The sequence below is a fragment of the Streptomyces sp. NPDC000345 genome (assembly GCF_042898825.1).
Classification (GTDB): Bacteria; Actinomycetota; Actinomycetes; order Streptomycetales; family Streptomycetaceae; genus Streptomyces.
The window spans coordinates 97,788-115,250 of record NZ_JBIAZE010000023.1; the positions used below are offsets into that span (position 1 = coordinate 97,788).

Sequence of the window (17,463 nt, forward strand, 5' to 3'; positions counted from 1 at the left end):
GGCGCGCGCCGCGACCGTTCAGCCCGCGGCGATGACCCCGAGCAGCGCCCGCGCGCACAACTCCCGCACCTGCTCCCGCGTGAGGTCCGGACCCCGCAGCCACTCCAGACAGACGGCCGTGATGAACGCCAGCCAGCCACGCACCGCCAGGCGCACCTCGGGACGGCGCCCGAAGAGAGGGCCGAACTCCGGATCGGCGCCCAGCGCGGCCAGGATCTGCTGCTCCTGCGCGGCCAGGGCCCGCTGGTAGACACGGCGGACGGTCTGGTCCCCGGCCGCGTCCGCGCGGTGGAAGGCGCGGTAGCCGTGGGCATGGGTCTCGACGTATTCCAGATAGGTGTCGAGGCCCGAGGCGAGCTGTTCGCGGACCGGGACGCCCGGCACCGCCGCCGTCATCCGGAGCATCCGCTCGCTCTCGCGCTCGACGACCGCCGCGAAGAAGTCCCGCTTGGTCGGGAAGTAGTGGTAGAGCAGCCCGCGCGAGACCCCGGCGATCTCGGCGACCTGCTCGATCCAGACGTCGTCATAAGGACTCTCGGAGAACAGCCGCGCGCCCACCGACAAAAGTTGTTCCCTGCGCTCCCCGGTGCTGAGTCGGCGCCGGATGCGCTCGCCCTGGTTCGCGGCCATGCCCGCACCTTACTTGACGCCGGTTCGGCGGCAGGCCGACACTGGGCGCGTTATTGAACCCACGTACAACAGTTCCCACCTGCCGCTGCATCAAGGGAGATCGCGTCATGGCGGAGACGGCGACGACGGCCGGGGCCGTGCTGCCCAGGGGATTCCGGAGCGCGGAGCTCGGGTGGCCCGAACTGCACCGCATTCCGCATCCCCCGCACCGGCTCCCGCTGCTCGGCGACATCCTGGGCGCCGGCCGGCGCACCCCCGTGCAGGACTCCCTGCGGTACGCCCGGGAGCTGGGGCCGATCTTCCGGCGCAAGGTGTTCGGCAGGGAGTTCGTGTTCGTGGGGGGAGCGGAGCTCGCCGCCGACATGGCCGACGAGTCACGGTTCGCCAAGCACGTGGGGCTGGGGATCGCCAACCTGCGGCCGGTCGTCGGGGACGCGCTGTTCACCGCGTACAACCACGAGCCCAACTGGCAGCTGGCGCACGACGTCCTCGCTCCGGGGTTCAGCCGGGAGGCCATGGCGGCCTACCACCCGATGATGCTGGACGTCGCCGACCGGCTCACCGGCCACTGGGACCGTGAGCTGGCCGCCGGACGCTCCGTCGACGTGCCCGGGGACATGACCAAGCTGACCCTGGAGACGATCGCGCGCACCGGTTTCGGGCACGACTTCGGCTCGTTCGAGCGCGCCCGGCTCCATCCCTTCGTGACGGCGATGGTGGGCACGCTCACCTACGCCCAGCACCTCAACACCCAGCCGTTTCCCGCGCTGCTGCGGCGGGCCGCGCGGCAGAACGAGGCGGACATCGCCTATCTCGACCGCACGGTCGACGCACTCGTACGGGCGCGTCGCAGCGGGGGCGGCGGGGACGGGGACCTGCTCGACCGGATGCTCGACACCGCGCACCCCGCGACGGGAGAGCGGCTGTCGGCGCAGAACGTGCGCCGCCAGGTCATCACCTTCCTGGTCGCGGGCCACGAGACCACCTCCGGCGCGCTCTCGTTCGCCCTGCACTACCTCTCCCTGAACCCCCGGGTCGCGGCCCGCGCCCGCGCCGAGGTGGACCGGGTGTGGGGCACCACGGCGGTGCCCGGGTACGACCAGGTGGCCAAGTTGCGGTATGTGCGCCGGGTCCTCGACGAGGCACTGCGGCTGTGGCCGACGGCGCCCGCCTTCGCGCGGGAGGCCCGCGAGGACACCCTGCTGGGCGGGGACCATCCGATGCGGCAGGGCGCCTGGGCCCTGGTGCTGACCGCGATGCTGCACCGCGATCCGCGGGTGTGGGGCGCCGACGCCGACCGGTTCGACCCGGACCGCTTCGAGGCCTCGGCCGTACGGGGCCGTCCCCCGCACACCTACAAGCCGTTCGGCACGGGTGCGCGGGCCTGCATCGGACGCCAGTTCGCACTGCACGAGGCCACGCTGGTGCTCGGCCTGCTGCTGCGCCGCTACGACCTGCGGCCCGACCCGGCGTACCGGCTGCGGGTCACCGAGCGGCTGACACTGATGCCGGAGGGACTGCGGCTGCGCCTGGAGCGGCGTACGGCGCCCGCGGCACCGGCCGGGACCGGGCCCGAGCCGCAGCAGGCCGGGCAGCAACCGGCCGGGTCCGGACCGCAGGAAGCGGGGTCAGCGGTGCGCTGTCCAGTGCACCGGGCGGGTGACTGACCCCGGCAGCCTGGTGCCCGCGCTGCCCCGGGCCGCGTTCAGCTGCGGCTGGGTCAGGAAGAACGCCCCGGTCAGGTCGGCGTCGGTGAGGTCGGTGTCGCGCAGGTCGGCCCCGATCAGGTCCGCACCGCGCAGATCGGCGCCGCTGAGGTCGGCGGCTATCAGGTAGGCGCCCCGCAGGTTCGCGCCGCGCAGATCGGCTCCCCTGAGCCGGGCGCCCATCAGATCGGCGCCCCGGCGGTCCTTCCCGCGTCCGCCGGCGCCGGCCCGGGCGAGCTCGCTGGTCCTCAGCAGCAGGACGTTGACCTCCTGGCGGTGGGCCGGGACGTCCAGCGCGGCCAGCTCCTGCGGGGTCCCCCCGGTGAGCGCCTCGGTGCGCTCCAGGAGCCGGCGCAGTTCCGGGTGGACCGGGCGGGCGGCCGGCAGGGTGAGGGCCTCGCCGAGGTACCAGAGCAGCTCGTGCAGCTGGCGGACGACCGGGAACACCTCGAACATGAGCCGGGCGTGCTCGCGCGGGGCACCGCGCCAGTCCCGGCCGCCGAACGTGACCTGCGAGACCTGCTGGCCGGCGCCGAAGCAGTCGTAGACCGTGCAGCCGGTGTAGCCCCGCTGCCGCAGCCGGTCGTGGATGCCGCAGCGGTGGTCCTCCGCCAGGTTGGGGCAGGGGCTGCCCGCGGGCTTGTCGCGCGCGAAGTCCGCGGAGCGGGCGAAGGGCAGGGCCACACAGCACAGGCCGAAGCAGTTCCCGCAGTCGCCGCGCAGTTCTTTCCGGCCCGCTGTCTGGTCTCGCATGCCCTCCACCTTACTGACCTGCGCTCACACTCCCTCCGGGACGTCCAGGGCGGCCACGCGCTCGGGGTCGGCGAGGATGTGCAGGGCGACGATCCGGCCGTCGACGACGGTGACGCCCATGACCGAACGCACCTCGCCCTCGGGACCGTTGAGGATCCCGACCGCGCCGCCGACCAGCGCCAGCCGCCCGGCCGGCGCCAACTGCCGGAAGAACATGGCCTGTTCGGCGACCGTTTTCGCGCCGTGCACGACCTTGGAGGCGGCCGCGCCCCGCACCAGCGCCCCGGCGTCGGCCCGCAGCACCACATCGGGGTGGAGGACGGAGAGCAGCGCCTCGAAGTCCCCGGCGCGGGCCGCGGCCAGGAAGGCGGACACCACCTCGCGCTGACGGCCGGGATCCGGTTCCGCCGACGGCGTGGCGCCCTGGACCCGGCGGCGGGCACGGCTGGCCAGCTGACGGGTCGCGGCCGTGCCGCGCTCCACGATCGGGGCGATGTCGTCGAAGGGGACGGCGAACATGTCGTGCAGCACGAACGCGAGCCGCTCGGCCGGCTCCAGCGTCTCCAGGACGACCAGCAGGGCGAGCCCCACCGCGTCGGCCCGGAGCACCTCCTGCTCGGGGTCGGCCGGGTCGAGGGGTCTGATCACCGGGTCGGGCACGAAGGTGTCGTACCCCTCGTCGATGGGCTGTTCGCGGCGGGCGGTGCGCGAGCGCAGCAGGTCCAGACAGACCCGGCCGATCACCGTGGTCAGCCAGCCGCCCAGGTTGCGTACGTCCCCCACGTCGCTGCGGCCGAGCCTCAGCCATGTCTCCTGCACGGCGTCGTCCGCCTCGCTGAGCGAGCCCAGCATCCGGTAGGCGACGGCCTTGAGATGCGCGCGGTGCTCCTCGAAGCGCTCCGCCAGTACGTCCGTGTCGTTCACTCAGCCTCTCCCCCTGTCGGCCCTGGTCTCTATCGGTTGAACAGCTCGAACGCCGCGGCCGGCCGGCCGCCGAACCGCTCCCCCACCGACCGCGCGACCCCGGTCAGGAAGCCGCGGACGTACGTCTCCGGGTCCTCGTCGGTGAGCGCCTCCAGGTAGGCGCGGTGTTCGAGCAGGGAGCGCACCGCGCGCTCCAGGCCCGCCGAGGCGTCCACGGCGTGGGTGGGGGTGGCCGAGCCGGCGACCGCGACCCAGCGCACGCCGTTCCACGGTTCGAGCCCCTGTTCGGTGAGCTCCGGGAAGATCCAGCGGTTGCCGGCGTCCCCGGCGGCGTCGAGCACGGCGCGGCCCACGGCGACGTGGTCGGGCGTGTTCCAGGCGACCCCGCCCCAGGTGTCGCGGTGGTTCAGGGTGATGACGAGTTCGGGGCGGTGCCGGCGGACGGCGGCGGCGATGTCCCGGCGCAGGGCGGGGCCGTACTCGATCACCCCGTCCCGGTGGTCCAGGAACTCCACCGTCGACACGCCCACGACCGCCGCGCTCGCCCGCTGCTCACGCTCGCGCAGCGGGCCGCACTCGGCGGGCGCGATCGTGTCGATGCCCGCCTCGCCGCGCGTCGCCAGGACGTAGGCGACCTCGCGGCCGGCGTCGGTCCAGGCGGCGACGGCCGCGGAGCACCCGTACTCCAGGTCGTCCGGGTGCGCCACGACGGCCAGGGCGCGCCGCCAGTCCTCCGGCATGGGCCGGAGCTGAGTGATCGTCGGCTCGGTCATGCCTGAAGACTAATCGGTGACACCGACATCACACTTCGTCACGGACGAGGGCCAGCAGCCGGTCCAGGACCCGGGGGCCGCCGGCCCGGACGCCGTCGTGCTCGAACTCGTCGGTGACCCAGGTGCGCAGACCACGGATCGCGCGGGCGGTGCGCAGGGAGTGGGCGGTGTCGACGTACAGGTCGTCGTGGTAGATCGCGGCGGCCGCCGGTACCTCGTTGGCGGCGAGGCGGGCGGGGTCGTACAGCGGCGTCCAGTCGGTGCGGGCGGCGAGGAGTTCGGCGGTCTCGCGCAGCGGGCGCAGTGCGGGGTCGGTGTCGAACATCCAGGGGTGGATCGTTTCGCCGGTCAGCAGCAGCGGTCCGTCGCCGGTGAGCGTCTTCGCCGCGTCGAACTGCGGGAACTCGGCGCGCACCCGTTCGGCCGACCATGCGGTGGGACGGGCGTCCTGCCCGTAGATCGCCTCGTGGACGAGGGCGTACAGGGGGTGGCCGGCGAAGGAGAGCCGGCTCTGCGTCTCCTCCTGGAAGGCGTCGGAGAGCTCAAGGCCGTGCGGGGTGCGGACGAAGGCCTCTTCGAGGAGGTGGTGCAGCCGGTGGCTGCCCTCGCCGCCCCCGAGCATGATGCCGAGGGTCTGGAAGGCCTCGACGGTGAGCCGGTAGCCGTTCGGGAGGGTGACCTCGTGCCGCAGCAGGTGCTCGGCGATCCGGCGGACCCGCTCGACGTCCTGCGGGTAGCGGGCGTAGTGGGCGGCGGCCTTGCGTTCCATGCGCGGGTAGGCGGCGCGGTAGACGTCGTCGGCGTGGGCGTCGAGGGAGGGCAGGCCGCCGGTGATCAGGGCGGCGGCGAGGCCCTCGGGGGCGAGCGAGAGGTAGCTGACCGTGCAGAAACCGCCGAAGCTCTGGCCGAGGACGGTCCAGGGGGCGCCGCCGGTGACCTCGGGGCGGATGGTCTCGCAGTCGCGGACGATCGAGTCGGCGCGGAAGCGCGTGAGGTGGTCGGCCTGCTCGGCCGGGCCGCCGCGCAGCGGGAGCGTCTGGCGGTTGGCGGGTGTGGAGTGGCCGGTGCCGCGCTGGTCGAGAAGGAGGACGCGGAACTCCTTCAGGGCGCGCCCGAGCCAGGCCGGCCTGCCGACGAAGCGGTGGGCGCCGAAGCCGGGGCCGCCCTGGAGGTACAGCAGCCAGGGCAGGTCCTGGCCGGCCTTGTCGCTCGCGACGACCTCACGGGCGTACAGCTCGATGGTCTCCCCCGACGGGTCGGTGTGGTCGAGGGGGACGGTGAAACGGCGGTCGGTGAGTACGACGCCGGGCTGGCGGTAGCTGGAGGACAACAGGGGTCTCCTGGACGCTCGGTGTACGGGCCGCGTCCCACTTCAGCACATGTCCGGGCGCTTGCGGAGCCCGGGGGATCATGAACGGCTACTGAACGGCGGCTCAGCGCGCCGAGAGGCTCGAACGGCGCACCACCAGCTCCGGCTGGAGCACCACCCGCCGGTGCTCGTGCCTGCGGCCGCTCCCGCTCTCCTCGGTCTCCTCCAGCAGCATCTCGGCGGCCAGGGCACCCATGGTGACGGCGGGCTGGCGGACCGAGGTGAGCGGGACGGCCGCGGCGGCGGCGAACTCGATGTCGTCGTAGCCGACGATGGCGAGATCGTCGGGGACCCCGACGCCGGCCGCGTACATGGCCTGCAGGACACCGAGGGCGAGCAGGTCGTTGGCGCAGAAGACGGCCGTGGGGCGGTCGGCGAGCCCGAGCAGGCGGGCGCCGGCGTCCCGGCCGGCGGCCACGTCGAGCCGCTCGGTGGGCAGCTCGCGCAGGCACTCCGGGCCGAGGCCCGCCTCGGCGAGCGCGTTCAGGGCTCCGGTGCGGCGGTCGCGGACCTGGTTGAAGCCGGGCGGCCCGCTGACGTACGCGATGGAGCGGTGTCCGGCGTCGACGAGATGCCGTACGGCGAGCGCGCCGCCCGCCACGTCGTCCACCGACACCGAGCACTCGGTGGTGCCCTCGGAGACCCGGTCGACCAGCACGAACGGGATGCCGTGGCGGCGGAAGGACTCGATGTTGCGGCCGGTCGCGTCGGCCGGGGTGAGCAGCACGCCCCGCACCCGCTGCTCGGCGAAGAGGGAGAGGTACTCGGCCTCCTCGCCGACGCTCTCGGCGCTGTTGCAGACCATCACACCGAGCCCGGCGTCCCGGGCGGCCCGCTCGGCGCCGCGCGCGACGTCCACGAAGAAGGGGTTGCCCATGTCGAGGACGAGCAGCCCCATGATGCGGCTGCGGCCGGCCCGCAGCTGGCGCGCCGACTCGCTGCGGACATAGCCGAGCCGGTCTATCGCGGACAGCACCCGGGCCCGGGTCTCGGTCGCGACGGTGTCCGGGCGGTTGATGACGTTGGACACCGTGCCGACGGAGACTCCGGCGGCACGGGCGACGTCCTTGATACCCACCGACTGGGCCATCAGGCGGGGACCTCCAGGTGAGCGCGGTACGGCGGGACGGCCTTCACATTACCGTCACGGCGCCGCACCGCTGTCCGGGGCGCTGTCCGGGTCATGCGGGCAGCGCGAAATCGATGACGTGGAGCGCCGAGGGGGTCGTCCCGCTCGACTTCTCCTGGTACATGAACGACAGCGTGTTGTCGGCCTTGACCCGCAGCTCGTCGATCACGACCTCGCCGAAGGCGTTCAGCCCGCTGCCGTCGAACAGCACCGTCCAGTCGGTGTACCCGGAGGACTTCGAGGCGCCGGCGATCCGGCCGAAGGGGAAGATCGCGTAGGCGTTGTCGTACTTGTCCAGGATCAGCTTGGTGCGCTGGCTGGAGCCGAGGACGACGGGGATCTCCGTCTTCTGCCAGGTGCCCGAGGAGTTCTTGCGGACGTGGAAGGCGCGGCCGTTGGCGGTGCGGTCGCTGACGTAGTTGGTGGTGCACTGGCCGAAGCGGCCGGGGACGTAGCTGATGATCGCGTGCGGGCGGCCGGCGGAGTCGGTGAACTGGCTCTCCTGGTTCATCAGGGAGTGGTCCGGGTTGAGCGGGTCGACGACCAGGCCGCCGTCGGTGACCGTCACCTTGTCGGAGCCGCCGGTGGTGCCGACGACCGTGCCCGCGTTGTTGCGCCAGGTGCGGCCCCGGTCGTCGGAGTAGACGTATCCGGTGTCGTGGTTGGTGATGCCGCCGCTGTTGCACATGACGGCGGCGTTCTGCTCGCGCCAGGTGAAGAAGGAGTGCAGCCGGCCGTTGACGTCGTAGTCGATGCCGTGGAGGTACATGTTGCGGGCGGTCGAGGAGCCGTGCTCGCTGGTGTAGGTCCCGGTGGCGCTGGTCCACTCCCCCAGCGCCGTCCACGTCGAACCGTCGTACTCGGCGAGGGCGTTGCGGCCGTTTCCGGAGACGCCGACCCGGTAGCTGAGCTGGAGCCTGCCCTCGGGAGTGGAGACGAACTGCGGGTACGTGAACTGCGTGGTGAGGGAGAGGCCGTCCATGGTCGTCTGCACGGCGCCGAAGACGGACGACGTCCAGGCGGTGGAGGCGGGGTTGTCCATGAGCCCGGCGACCGACTTCACGTAGAAGTAGCCGTTGCTGTGGGAGTCCATGTTGAGGTGCAGCCGGCCGTCGATCCTGGAGACGCCCATGGAGATGACGTTGTGGGAGTCGCTGGCCTTGAGGACGTGCGGGAGGGTGACGGTCGACCAGGTGCCGCCGCCGAGGACGCGGCGGCCGACGACCGCGTTGCCGGTGGAGGTGTACCAGGTGGCGTACTGGTAGCCCTTGTAGGTCAGCAGGCCGTTCTTCTGGAACGAGTTGTTGTTGACCAGGCCGTCGTAGGAGACGAAGAAGAGGGCCGTGGCGTCGAGTTGGGTGGTGCTCTTGCGGGTGACCGAGGGGCCGGGGTCGGCGGCGCGTGCGGTGCCGGTGGTGAGGGCGGGGGTCAGCACGGCCGAGGCGAGGGCGGCTCCCAGGAGCGTACGTCTCTTCATCGCGGGGGACTCCATTGTCGTACGAGGAAGGGGAGAGGACGAACGGGGTCAGGCGAGGTGGAAGACCTCGGTGAGCGGTGTCATGGCCTGGTCGGGGCGGGCTCCGTCGAGGGACTCGAAGAACGGCGCCATCTCCGCCTGCCAGCGGGCGTTGACGTCGGTGGCCTCCATGCCGGCCCGGGCGGCCGCGAAGTCGTCGGTCTCCAGGTAGCCGACGAGCAGGCCGTCGTCTCTGAGGAAGAGGGAGTAGTTGTGCCAGCCGGTGGCCGAGAGAGCTTCGAGCATCTCCGGCCACACGGCGGCGTGGCGTTCGCGGTACTCGGCGAGCTTGTCCTGACGGACCTTGAGCAGGAAGCAGACGCGCTGCATGAAGTACCGCTCCTTCGGATCAGAAGTTGAACTGGTCGATGTTCTTGGCGTCGAACACGGTCGGCTTGCCGAGGCTGATCACGCCGTCCTTGCCGATGGTGTAGGTGGTGGAGCCGGCCTTGAAGGTCTCGCCCTCCTTGCCGGTGATCTGGCCGGAGACCAGCGCGACGGCGGTCTGCGCGGCCAGCGCGCCGAGCTTCGAGGGGTCCCACAGCTCGAAGGCGTCGACGGTGCCGTTCTTGACGTACTTGCGCATGTCGTTGGGGGTGCCGAGGCCGGTCAGCTTGACCTTCCCCTTGTACTTGGAGCCCGAGAGGTACTGGGCGGCGGCCTTGATGCCGACCGTGGTCGGGGAGATGATCCCCTTCAGGTTCGGGTACTCCTGGAGCAGGCCCTGGGTCTGCTGGAAGGACTGCTGGGCGTCGTCGTTGCCGTAGGCCACCTTGACGAGCTTGACGTCCTTGTACTTGGCGTCCTTCAGCTCGTCCTTCATGAAGTCGATCCAGGTGTTCTGGTTCGTCGCGGTCTGCGCGGCGGACAGGATCGCGATCTCGCCCTTGTAACCGATCTGCTCGGCGAGCAGCTGCACCTCGGTGCGGCCCAGGTCCTCGGCGGAGGCCTGCGAGACGAAGGCGTTGCGGCAGCCGGCGTTGGTGTCGGAGTCGTAGGTGACGACCTTGATGCCGTTGCTCATGGCCTGCTTGAGCGCGGTGCACAGGGCGCCCGGGTCCTGCGCGGACACGGCCATCGCGTCGACCTGCTGCTGGGTGAGGGTGTTGACGTACGACACCTGCCCGGAGGTGTCGGTGGCGCTGGACGGGCCGACCTCCTTGTAGCTGGAGCCCAGCTCCTTCAGGGCCGCCTCGCCGCCCTTGTCGGCGGAGGTGAAGTACGGGTTGTTGACCTGCTTGGGCAGGAAGCCGACGGTCAGGCCCTTCTTGGTGGCCGCGTTCGGGTCGGCCTTGCCGGTGGCGGCCGCCGAGGCGCCCTCGCTCTTGACGTCCTCCTTGGTGGTGCCGCCGCAGGCGGTGGCGGCGAGGGCGAGGGAGGAGACGGCGGCGAGGGCCGCGCAGGCACGACGGAGGGAAGACTTGCGCATCACGGGGTTCCTTTTTACGAAGGTGAGCGAAGCGGGGTTTACGCCGTCGGGGTCGAGGCTGCGGCCCTACGGCCCGCCCGTGCGACGGAGATCTGGCGTGCGACCCGGGGGCCGAGCACGGAGACGACGAGCAGGACGCCGGTGACGACGATCTGCGACTGGGCGGAGACGTTGAGCAGGCTCATCACGTTCTGCAGCGCGCCGAGCAGGAAGACTCCCGCGATCGCGCCGCCGAGCGTGCCCTTGCCGCCGTCGAAGTCGATGCCGCCGAGGAGGACGGCCGCGACGACGGAGAGTTCGAGGCCGGTGGCGTTGTCGTAGCGGGCGCTGGCGTAGTGCAGGGCCCAGAAGATCCCGGTGAGGGAGGCCATCAGGCCGGTCACGGTGAACAGGATCAGTTTCTGCCGCTTGACGCGGATGCCGGCGAACCGCGCTGCCTCCTCGCTGGCGCCGATCGCGAAGAGCGAGCGGCCGAACGGGGTGGCGTGCAGGACGACCACCGCGATCGCGAGCAGGACCAGGAAGGGCAGGAAGGCCTGCGGGAGGAAGCTGCTGCCGACCCGTCCGGCCGCGAAGTCCAGGTACGGGGAGGGGAAGTCGGTCACCGCGTCGGAGCCGAGCACGATCTGTGCGATGCCCCGGTAGGCGGCGAGGGTGCCGATGGTGACGGCGAGGGAGGGCAGCCCGAGACGGGTCACGAGCAGGCCGTTGACCAGCCCGCAGACCACACCGAGCAGCAGGCAGATCGGGATGATCGTCTCGATGGTCATGCCCTGGTTCCACAGGGCGCCCATCACCGCGCCGGACAGACCGGCCGTGGAGGCGACCGAGAGGTCGATCTCCCCGGAGACCACGAGCAGGGTCATCGGCAGGGCGATCAGCGCGATCGGCAGGGTGTTGCCGATCAGGAAGGACAGGTTCAGCGCGTTGCCGAAGCCGTCGACGAAGGAGAAGGAGAACAGCAGCAGGACGATCAGGAGGGCGCTCACCACGGTGTCCCAGCGGACCACGCGATGCACGAGGGTTCCGGACTCAGGCACGTGCGTCCCCCTTCACTGCGGCCGGCTTCACGGACGCCGGCTTCTTCTTCAGGGCGAGCGCCACCCGCAGGGCCACGATCCGGTCGACCGCGATCGCCAGCAGGAGCAGGACGCCGTTGATGGCGAGCACCCAGACCGAGCTCACGCCGAGTGCGGGCAGGACGCTGTTGATGGAGGTCAGCAGCAGCGCGCCGAGTGCGGCGCCGTAGACGCTGCCGGAGCCGCCGGTGAAGACGACACCGCCGACCACGACCGCGCTGACCACGGTGAGTTCGTAGCCGTTGCCGGTCCCGGAGTCGACGTTGCCGAACCGGGCCAGGTACATCGCGCCGGCGAGGCCGGCCAGGCCGCCGCAGAAGGTGTACGCGGCGAGGATCCGCTTGCGCACCGGGATGCCGGCGAGGCGGGCGGCCTCCGGGTTGGAGCCCAGGGCGTACAGTTCGCGGCCGCTGCCGAAGTGCTTGAGGTAGTACGCCGTGGCCACCAGCACCGCCAGGGCGATCAGCGCGAGATACGGCACGGCCGAGATGCCGCCGGAACCGAAGTCCACGAAGCCGCCGGGCAGGTCGGCGGCCGTGATCTGCCGGGAGCCGACCCAGATGGAGTCGATGCCCCGGATGATGTAGAGCGTGCCGAGGGTGACGACGAGGGCCGGTACCTGACCGAGGCTGACGAGCAGGCCGTTGAGGAGCCCGAAGCCGATGCCCAGCAGCACGGCCAGCGCGATCGCGATCACCGGGTCGCCGCCGCCGTGCAGGTAGGTGCCGGCGGCGAAGGCGGTGATGCCGAGGGTGGAGCCGACCGACAGGTCGACGTTGCGGGTGATGACGACCAGGGACTGGCCGGTGGCGACCAGGACCAGGATGGTCGCGTTCAGCAGCAGGTCCTTGATGCCCTGCTCGGAGAGGAACTCGCTGTTGCCGGCCTGGGTGACGGCGATCATCACCAGGAAGACCAGCAGGATGGCGAGTTCGCGCATCTTGAAGACGCGGTCGACGAGGCGGGTGCCACTGGACCTGGGCGCCTCGGCGACGGGGGCCTGTTCGGGAGCGGTGACCGTCATGCGGCGGCCCTCCCGGTGGCTGCGGCCATCACGGTTTCCTCGGTGGCGTCGGAGCGGGGGATCTCGGCGGTGAGCCGGCCCTCGTGCATCACGAGCACGCGGTCGGCCATGCCGAGGATCTCGGGCAGGTCGGAGGAGATCATCAGGACGGCGACCCCGTCGGCGGCCAGCTCGCTCAGCAGCCGGTGCACCTCGGCCTTGGTGCCGACGTCGATGCCGCGCGTGGGCTCGTCGACGATCAGCACCTTGGGAGCGGTGGCCAGCCATTTGGCGAGCACGACCTTCTGCTGGTTGCCGCCGGAGAGCGTGTTGACGGTGTCGGCGATCCGGGCGTACTTCACCTGGAGCTTGACCGCCCAGTCGAGGGAGCGGCTGCGTTCGGCGCCGCGGTCCATCAGGCCGGCCCTGACGGTCGTGCGCAGGCCGGTGAGGCCGATGTTGCGCTCGATGGACATGTCCATCACCAGGCCCTGGGCGCGCCGGTCCTCCGGCACCAGGGCGAGGCCCGCGGCCATCGCGGTGGAGGGGGCGCCGTTGGTGAGCGGGCGGCCGTCGACCGTCACCTCGCCGGCGTCCCAGCGGTCGATGCCGAAGACCGCCCGGGCGACCTCGGTGCGGCCCGCGCCGACGAGTCCGGCGAGACCGACGATCTCACCGCGCCGGACCTCGAAGGAGACGTCGGTGAAGACGCCCTCGCGGGTGAGGCGGTGGACGCTGAGGGCGACCTCGCCCGGGGTGACGTCCTGTTTGGGGTAGAGCTCGTCGAGGTCACGGCCGACCATACGGCGGACCAGGTCGTCCTCGGTCATGCCCTCGACCGGTTCGCTGGCGATCCAGGAGCCGTCGCGCAGGGTCGTCACCCGCTGGCAGATCTCGAAGATCTCCTCCAGGCGGTGGGAGATGAAGAGGACGGCCGCGCCCTGCTCGCGCAGGGCGCGCACCACGCCGAAGAGGCGGGCGACCTCGCTGCCGGTGAGGGCGGCGGTCGGCTCGTCCATGATCAGGACGCGGGCGTCGAAGGAGAGCGCCTTGGCGATCTCGACGATCTGCTGGTCGGCGATGGACAGTCCGCGCGCCGGGCGGTCGGGGTCGAGGTCGACGCCGAGCCGCGCCATCAGGGCGGTGGTGGCGGCGTGGGTGGCCTTGTGGTCGATCCGGCCGAGGGCGCGCCGGGGCTGGCGGCCCATGAAGATGTTCTCGGCGATCGAAAGGTCGGGGAAGAGCGTGGGTTCCTGGTAGATCACGGCGATGCCGGCGTCTCGGGCGTCGCCGGGGCCGTGGAAGACGACGGGCTCGCCGTCGAGCAGCACCCGGCCGGCGTCCGGTCGGTGCACCCCCGCGAGGGTTTTGATCAAGGTCGACTTGCCCGCGCCGTTCTCGCCGGCGAGGGCGTGCACCTCGCCGGGGAACAGCTCCAGGGAGACGCCCCGCAGGGCGCGTACGGCGCCGAAGGACTTGGCGACGTCCCTGAGCGCCAGCACCGGGGCCGGTCCCGTGTCGGACGGGTGGGTCATGGGTGGCTCCTCGACGACCGCTGCGGACCGTTCCCATCGGGGCGCCACAGCGTCGTGAAAGGTTTCAACTGGATTGCCGGGACGTTAGGCATGCGGGGCATGTCACGTCAATGGGTCCGTCTCGAAAATCTTTCGATAGCCGAAGGTCACGCGGCGGTCACGAAAAGGGTGCGCGGACGAAAGGGTTGACACTCCTGCCGTGGCCTCATAGCTTCCCGTTCTGAATCGTTTCATCCGGCCCTGGTGCCGGACCGATGTCACAGGAGCCCGAAGTGACCGACCTCGCCGCGGTGAAGGCCGCGCTGAAGACCCAGGCCGTCGAGACGCCGTCGTGGGCGTACGGGAACTCGGGGACCCGTTTCAAGGTGTTCGCGCAAGCGGGTGTGCCGCGTACCCCGCAGGAGAAGCTGGACGACGCGGCGCAGGTCCACGCGGTCACCGGCGTGGCCCCGACGGTGGCGCTGCACATCCCGTGGGACAAGGTGGAGGACTACTCCGCACTTGCGAAACACGCCGAGGACCTGGGGGTGAAGCTGGGGGCGATCAACTCGAACACCTTCCAGGACGACGCGTACAAGCTGGGCAGCGTCTGCCACCCCGACGCGGGGGTGCGGCGCAAGGCCGTCGACCATCTGCTGGAGTGCGTCGACATCATGGACGCGACCGGCTCCGCGGATCTGAAGCTGTGGTTCGCGGACGGCACGAACTATCCCGGCCAGGACGATGTGCGGGGCCGGCAGGACCGGCTGGCCGAGGGGCTGGCCGAGGTGTACGAACGGCTGGGCGACGGGCAGCGGATGCTGCTGGAGTACAAGTTCTTCGAGCCGGCCTTCTACACCACCGACGTCCCGGACTGGGGCACGGCGTACGCGCACTGCCTGAAGCTGGGGCCGAAGGCGCAGGTCGTGGTCGACACCGGGCACCACGCGCCGGGGACCAACATCGAGTTCATCGTGGCCACGCTGCTGCGGGAGGGGAAGCTCGGCGGGTTCGACTTCAACTCCCGTTTCTACGCCGACGACGACCTGATGGTGGGCGCGGCGGATCCCTTCCAGCTGTTCCGGATCATGTACGAGGTCGTGCGTGGGGGCGGGTTCACCTCCGAGGTGGCCTTCATGCTGGACCAGTGCCACAACATCGAGGCGAAGATCCCGGCGATCATCCGGTCCGTGATGAACGTGCAGGAGGCCACCGCGAAGGCGCTGCTGGTCGACCGGTCGGCGCTGGCCGCCGCGCAGGCGTCCGGGGACGTGCTGGAAGCGAACGCCGTGCTGATGGACGCGTACAACACGGACGTGCGTCCGCTGCTGCGTGAGGTGCGGGAGGAGATGGGGCTGGACCCCGAGCCGCTGGCCGCGTACCGGCGGAGCGGGTGGGCCGAGAAGATCGTCGCCGAGCGGGTGGGAGGAGAGCAGGCCGGCTGGGGCGCGTGAGCGTCCGCCTTGTTCTGTGTCGTTGCGGGGTGCGGGCCGGATGTGGGCGGTCGCGCCCACGCGGCGGAGCCGCACATCAATACAGCCCCGTGCCCCTGGGGAAATGCACCCACCCACGTTCGAGAAGTAAGGAATCTCCATGTCCACCCATCCCGAAGCCGCAGCCCTGCTCGCCCGGTCCCGTCGGCTCGGCTCCGATCCCCGTAACACGAACTACGCCGGCGGCAACGCCTCCGCCAAGGGGACGGACACCGACCCCGTCACCGGCTCCGACGTAGAACTGATGTGGGTGAAGGGGTCGGGAGGCGACCTCGGTACGCTCACCGAGAGCGGGCTCGCCGTGCTGCGGCTGGACCGGCTGCGGGGACTCGCCGACGTGTATCCGGGCGTCGAGCGCGAGGACGAGATGGTCGCCGCGTTCGACTACTGCCTGCACGGCAAGGGAGGGGCGGCGCCGTCCATCGACACCGCCATGCACGGGCTCGTGGACGCCGCCCACGTCGACCATCTGCACCCGGACTCCGGGATCGCGCTCGCCTGCGCCGCCGACGGGGAGAAGCTGACCGCCGAGTGTTTCGGGGACCGTGTGGCGTGGGTGCCGTGGCGGCGGCCGGGGTTCCAGCTGGGCCTGGACATCGCCGCCATCAAGGAGGCCAACCCGCAGGCCATCGGCGTGGTCCTCGGCGGGCACGGGATCACCGCCTGGGGCGACACCGCCGAGGAGTGCGAGCGCAACTCGCTGCACATCATCCGGACCGCGGAGAAGTTCCTCGCCGAGCGGGGGAAGGCCGAGCCCTTCGGGCCGGTCGTCGAGGGCTACGAGGCGCTGCCCGAGGGTGAGCGGCGGGAACGGGCCGCCGCGCTCGCGCCGCACGTGCGGGCGATCGCCTCGCAGGACCGGCCGCAGGTCGGGCACTACAACGACTCCGAGGCCGTGCTGGACTTCGTGGCGCGGGCCGGGCATCCGCGGCTCGCCGCGCTGGGCACCTCCTGCCCGGACCACTTCCTGCGGACCAAGGTGCGCCCGCTCGTCCTCGATCTGCCGCACACCGCTCCGCTCGAGGAGGCGATCGCGCGGCTGAAGGAGCTGCACACCGCCTACCGGGAGGAGTACGCCGCCTACTACCGGCGGCACGCCGAGGCCGGCTCCCCCGCGATGCGCGGCGCCGACCCCGCGATCGTGCTCGTGCCGGGCGTGGGCATGTTCTCCTTCGGCAAGGACAAGCAGACCGCCCGGGTCGCGGGCGAGTTCTACGTCAACGCCATCAACGTGATGCGCGGGGCCGAGGCGGTGTCGTCGTACGCGCCGATCGAGGAGCGGGAGAAGTTCCGCATCGAGTACTGGGCGCTGGAGGAGGCCAAGCTCCAGCGGATGCCGAGGCCGAAGGCGCTCGCCACCCGGGTGGCCCTGGTCACCGGGGCCGGCAGCGGGATCGGCAGGGCCATCGCGCACCGGCTGGTCGCCGAGGGCGCCTGTGTGGTCGTCGCCGATCTCCACGCGGAGAACGCCGCCGCCGTCGCCGAGGAGCTGGGCGGGTCCGACAAGGCCGTCGCCGTGACCGTGGACGTGACCTCCGAGGAGGGCATCGCCGACGCCTTCAAGGCCGCGGTGCTCGCCTTCGGCGGAGTCGATCTCGTGGTCAACAACGCGGGGATCTCGATCTCCAAGCCGCTGCTGGAGACCTCGGCGAAGGACTGGGACCTCCAGCACGACATCATGGCGCGGGGTTCCTTCCTGGTCTCGCGTGAGGCGGCCCGGGTGATGATCGCGCAGGGACTGGGCGGCGACATCGTCTACATCGCCTCCAAGAACGCCGTGTTCGCCGGGCCCAACAACATCGCCTACTCCGCCACCAAGGCCGACCAGGCGCACCAGGTGCGGCTGCTGGCCGCGGAGCTGGGAGAGCACGGGATCCGGGTCAACGGCGTCAACCCGGACGGCGTCGTCCGCGGTTCCGGGATCTTCGCGGGAGGCTGGGGTGCCCAGCGCGCGGCGACCTACGGGATCGAGGAGGAGAAGCTGGGCGAGTTCTACGCGCAGCGGACGATCCTCAAGCGGGAGGTGCTGCCCGAGCACGTCGCGAACGCCGTGTTCGCGCTGACGGGCGGGGAGCTCACGCACACCACCGGGCTGCACGTGCCCGTCGACGCGGGCGTGGCGGCCGCGTTCCTCCGGTGACGGCC

The 17,463-nt window shown here is 71.4% G+C and carries 15 protein-coding genes; 3 read left to right on the forward strand and 12 right to left on the reverse strand.

Annotated features, from left to right (window positions below; genetic code table 11):
- Positions 1–18: 18 nt before the first annotated feature.
- The gene (locus tag ACFY30_RS36935; RefSeq protein ID WP_390849525.1) at positions 19–630 is read right to left on the reverse strand and encodes a TetR/AcrR family transcriptional regulator; all 612 of its coding nucleotides are present in this window, start codon (positions 628–630) and stop codon (positions 19–21) included.
- Positions 631–737: 107 nt separating this feature from the next.
- Between ACFY30_RS36935 and ACFY30_RS36940 the strand changes: the two genes are divergently transcribed.
- Entirely contained in the window at positions 738–2,297 is a 1,560-nt protein-coding gene (locus ACFY30_RS36940; RefSeq protein ID WP_390849526.1) for a cytochrome P450, read from the forward strand.
- Here ACFY30_RS36940 and ACFY30_RS36945 read toward each other — a convergent pair.
- The 11 genes from ACFY30_RS36945 to ACFY30_RS36995 form a co-directional block, all read right to left on the reverse strand.
- Positions 2,259–3,089: a pentapeptide repeat-containing protein gene (locus tag ACFY30_RS36945; RefSeq protein WP_390849527.1), complete on the reverse strand. Its 831-nt coding sequence runs from the start codon at positions 3,087–3,089 to the stop codon at positions 2,259–2,261. The two genes, ACFY30_RS36940 and ACFY30_RS36945, sit on opposite strands and share 39 nt — an antisense overlap.
- Before the next feature lie 24 nt (positions 3,090–3,113).
- Positions 3,114–4,013, reverse strand: a complete 900-nt coding sequence (locus tag ACFY30_RS36950; RefSeq protein ID WP_390849528.1) for a sigma-70 family RNA polymerase sigma factor — start codon at positions 4,011–4,013, stop codon at positions 3,114–3,116.
- 29 nt (positions 4,014–4,042) lie between these two features.
- Positions 4,043–4,786: a PIG-L deacetylase family protein gene (locus ACFY30_RS36955; protein WP_390849529.1), complete on the reverse strand. Its 744-nt coding sequence runs from the start codon at positions 4,784–4,786 to the stop codon at positions 4,043–4,045.
- A gap of 28 nt (positions 4,787–4,814) precedes the next feature.
- On the reverse strand, positions 4,815–6,116 hold the full coding sequence (locus ACFY30_RS36960) for an alpha/beta fold hydrolase (RefSeq protein WP_390849530.1): 1,302 nt from the start codon (positions 6,114–6,116) through the stop codon (positions 4,815–4,817).
- A 103-nt stretch (positions 6,117–6,219) separates the two neighbouring features.
- On the reverse strand, positions 6,220–7,245 hold the full coding sequence (locus tag ACFY30_RS36965; RefSeq protein WP_390656519.1) for a LacI family DNA-binding transcriptional regulator: 1,026 nt from the start codon (positions 7,243–7,245) through the stop codon (positions 6,220–6,222).
- Positions 7,246–7,336: 91 nt separating this feature from the next.
- Positions 7,337–8,761 carry a BNR repeat-containing protein gene (locus ACFY30_RS36970; RefSeq protein WP_390849532.1) on the reverse strand — a complete coding sequence of 475 codons (1,425 nt, stop codon included), beginning with the start codon at positions 8,759–8,761 and terminating at the stop codon, positions 7,337–7,339.
- Between the two features lie 48 nt (positions 8,762–8,809).
- A complete protein-coding gene (locus tag ACFY30_RS36975; RefSeq protein WP_390849533.1) occupies positions 8,810–9,130 on the reverse strand; it encodes an L-rhamnose mutarotase in 321 nt (106 codons plus the stop codon).
- 19 nt (positions 9,131–9,149) lie between these two features.
- Positions 9,150–10,229 (reverse strand): rhamnose ABC transporter substrate-binding protein, encoded by a 1,080-nt coding sequence (gene rhaS, locus ACFY30_RS36980; protein ID WP_390656514.1) that lies wholly within the window; start codon positions 10,227–10,229, stop codon positions 9,150–9,152.
- Positions 10,230–10,267: 38 nt separating this feature from the next.
- Complete coding sequence (locus ACFY30_RS36985; RefSeq protein WP_390849534.1) at positions 10,268–11,269, reverse strand: ABC transporter permease; 1,002 nt, start codon at positions 11,267–11,269, stop codon at positions 10,268–10,270.
- Complete coding sequence (locus ACFY30_RS36990; protein WP_390849535.1) at positions 11,262–12,332, reverse strand: ABC transporter permease; 1,071 nt, start codon at positions 12,330–12,332, stop codon at positions 11,262–11,264. The genes ACFY30_RS36985 and ACFY30_RS36990 overlap by 8 nt, the downstream gene beginning before the upstream one ends.
- A complete protein-coding gene (locus ACFY30_RS36995) occupies positions 12,329–13,846 on the reverse strand; it encodes a sugar ABC transporter ATP-binding protein (RefSeq protein WP_390849536.1) in 1,518 nt (505 codons plus the stop codon). Before ACFY30_RS36995 ends, ACFY30_RS36990 begins: the two co-directional genes overlap by 4 nt.
- Positions 13,847–14,118: 272 nt before the next feature.
- Here ACFY30_RS36995 and rhaI point away from each other — a divergent pair, with 272 nt between their 5' ends.
- Both rhaI and ACFY30_RS37005 read left to right on the forward strand, forming a co-directional pair.
- A complete protein-coding gene (rhaI, locus tag ACFY30_RS37000) occupies positions 14,119–15,279 on the forward strand; it encodes an L-rhamnose isomerase (protein WP_390849537.1) in 1,161 nt (386 codons plus the stop codon).
- A 139-nt stretch (positions 15,280–15,418) separates the two neighbouring features.
- A complete protein-coding gene (locus ACFY30_RS37005) occupies positions 15,419–17,458 on the forward strand; it encodes a bifunctional aldolase/short-chain dehydrogenase (RefSeq protein WP_390849538.1) in 2,040 nt (679 codons plus the stop codon).
- The last annotated feature ends 5 nt before the right edge of the window (positions 17,459–17,463 follow it).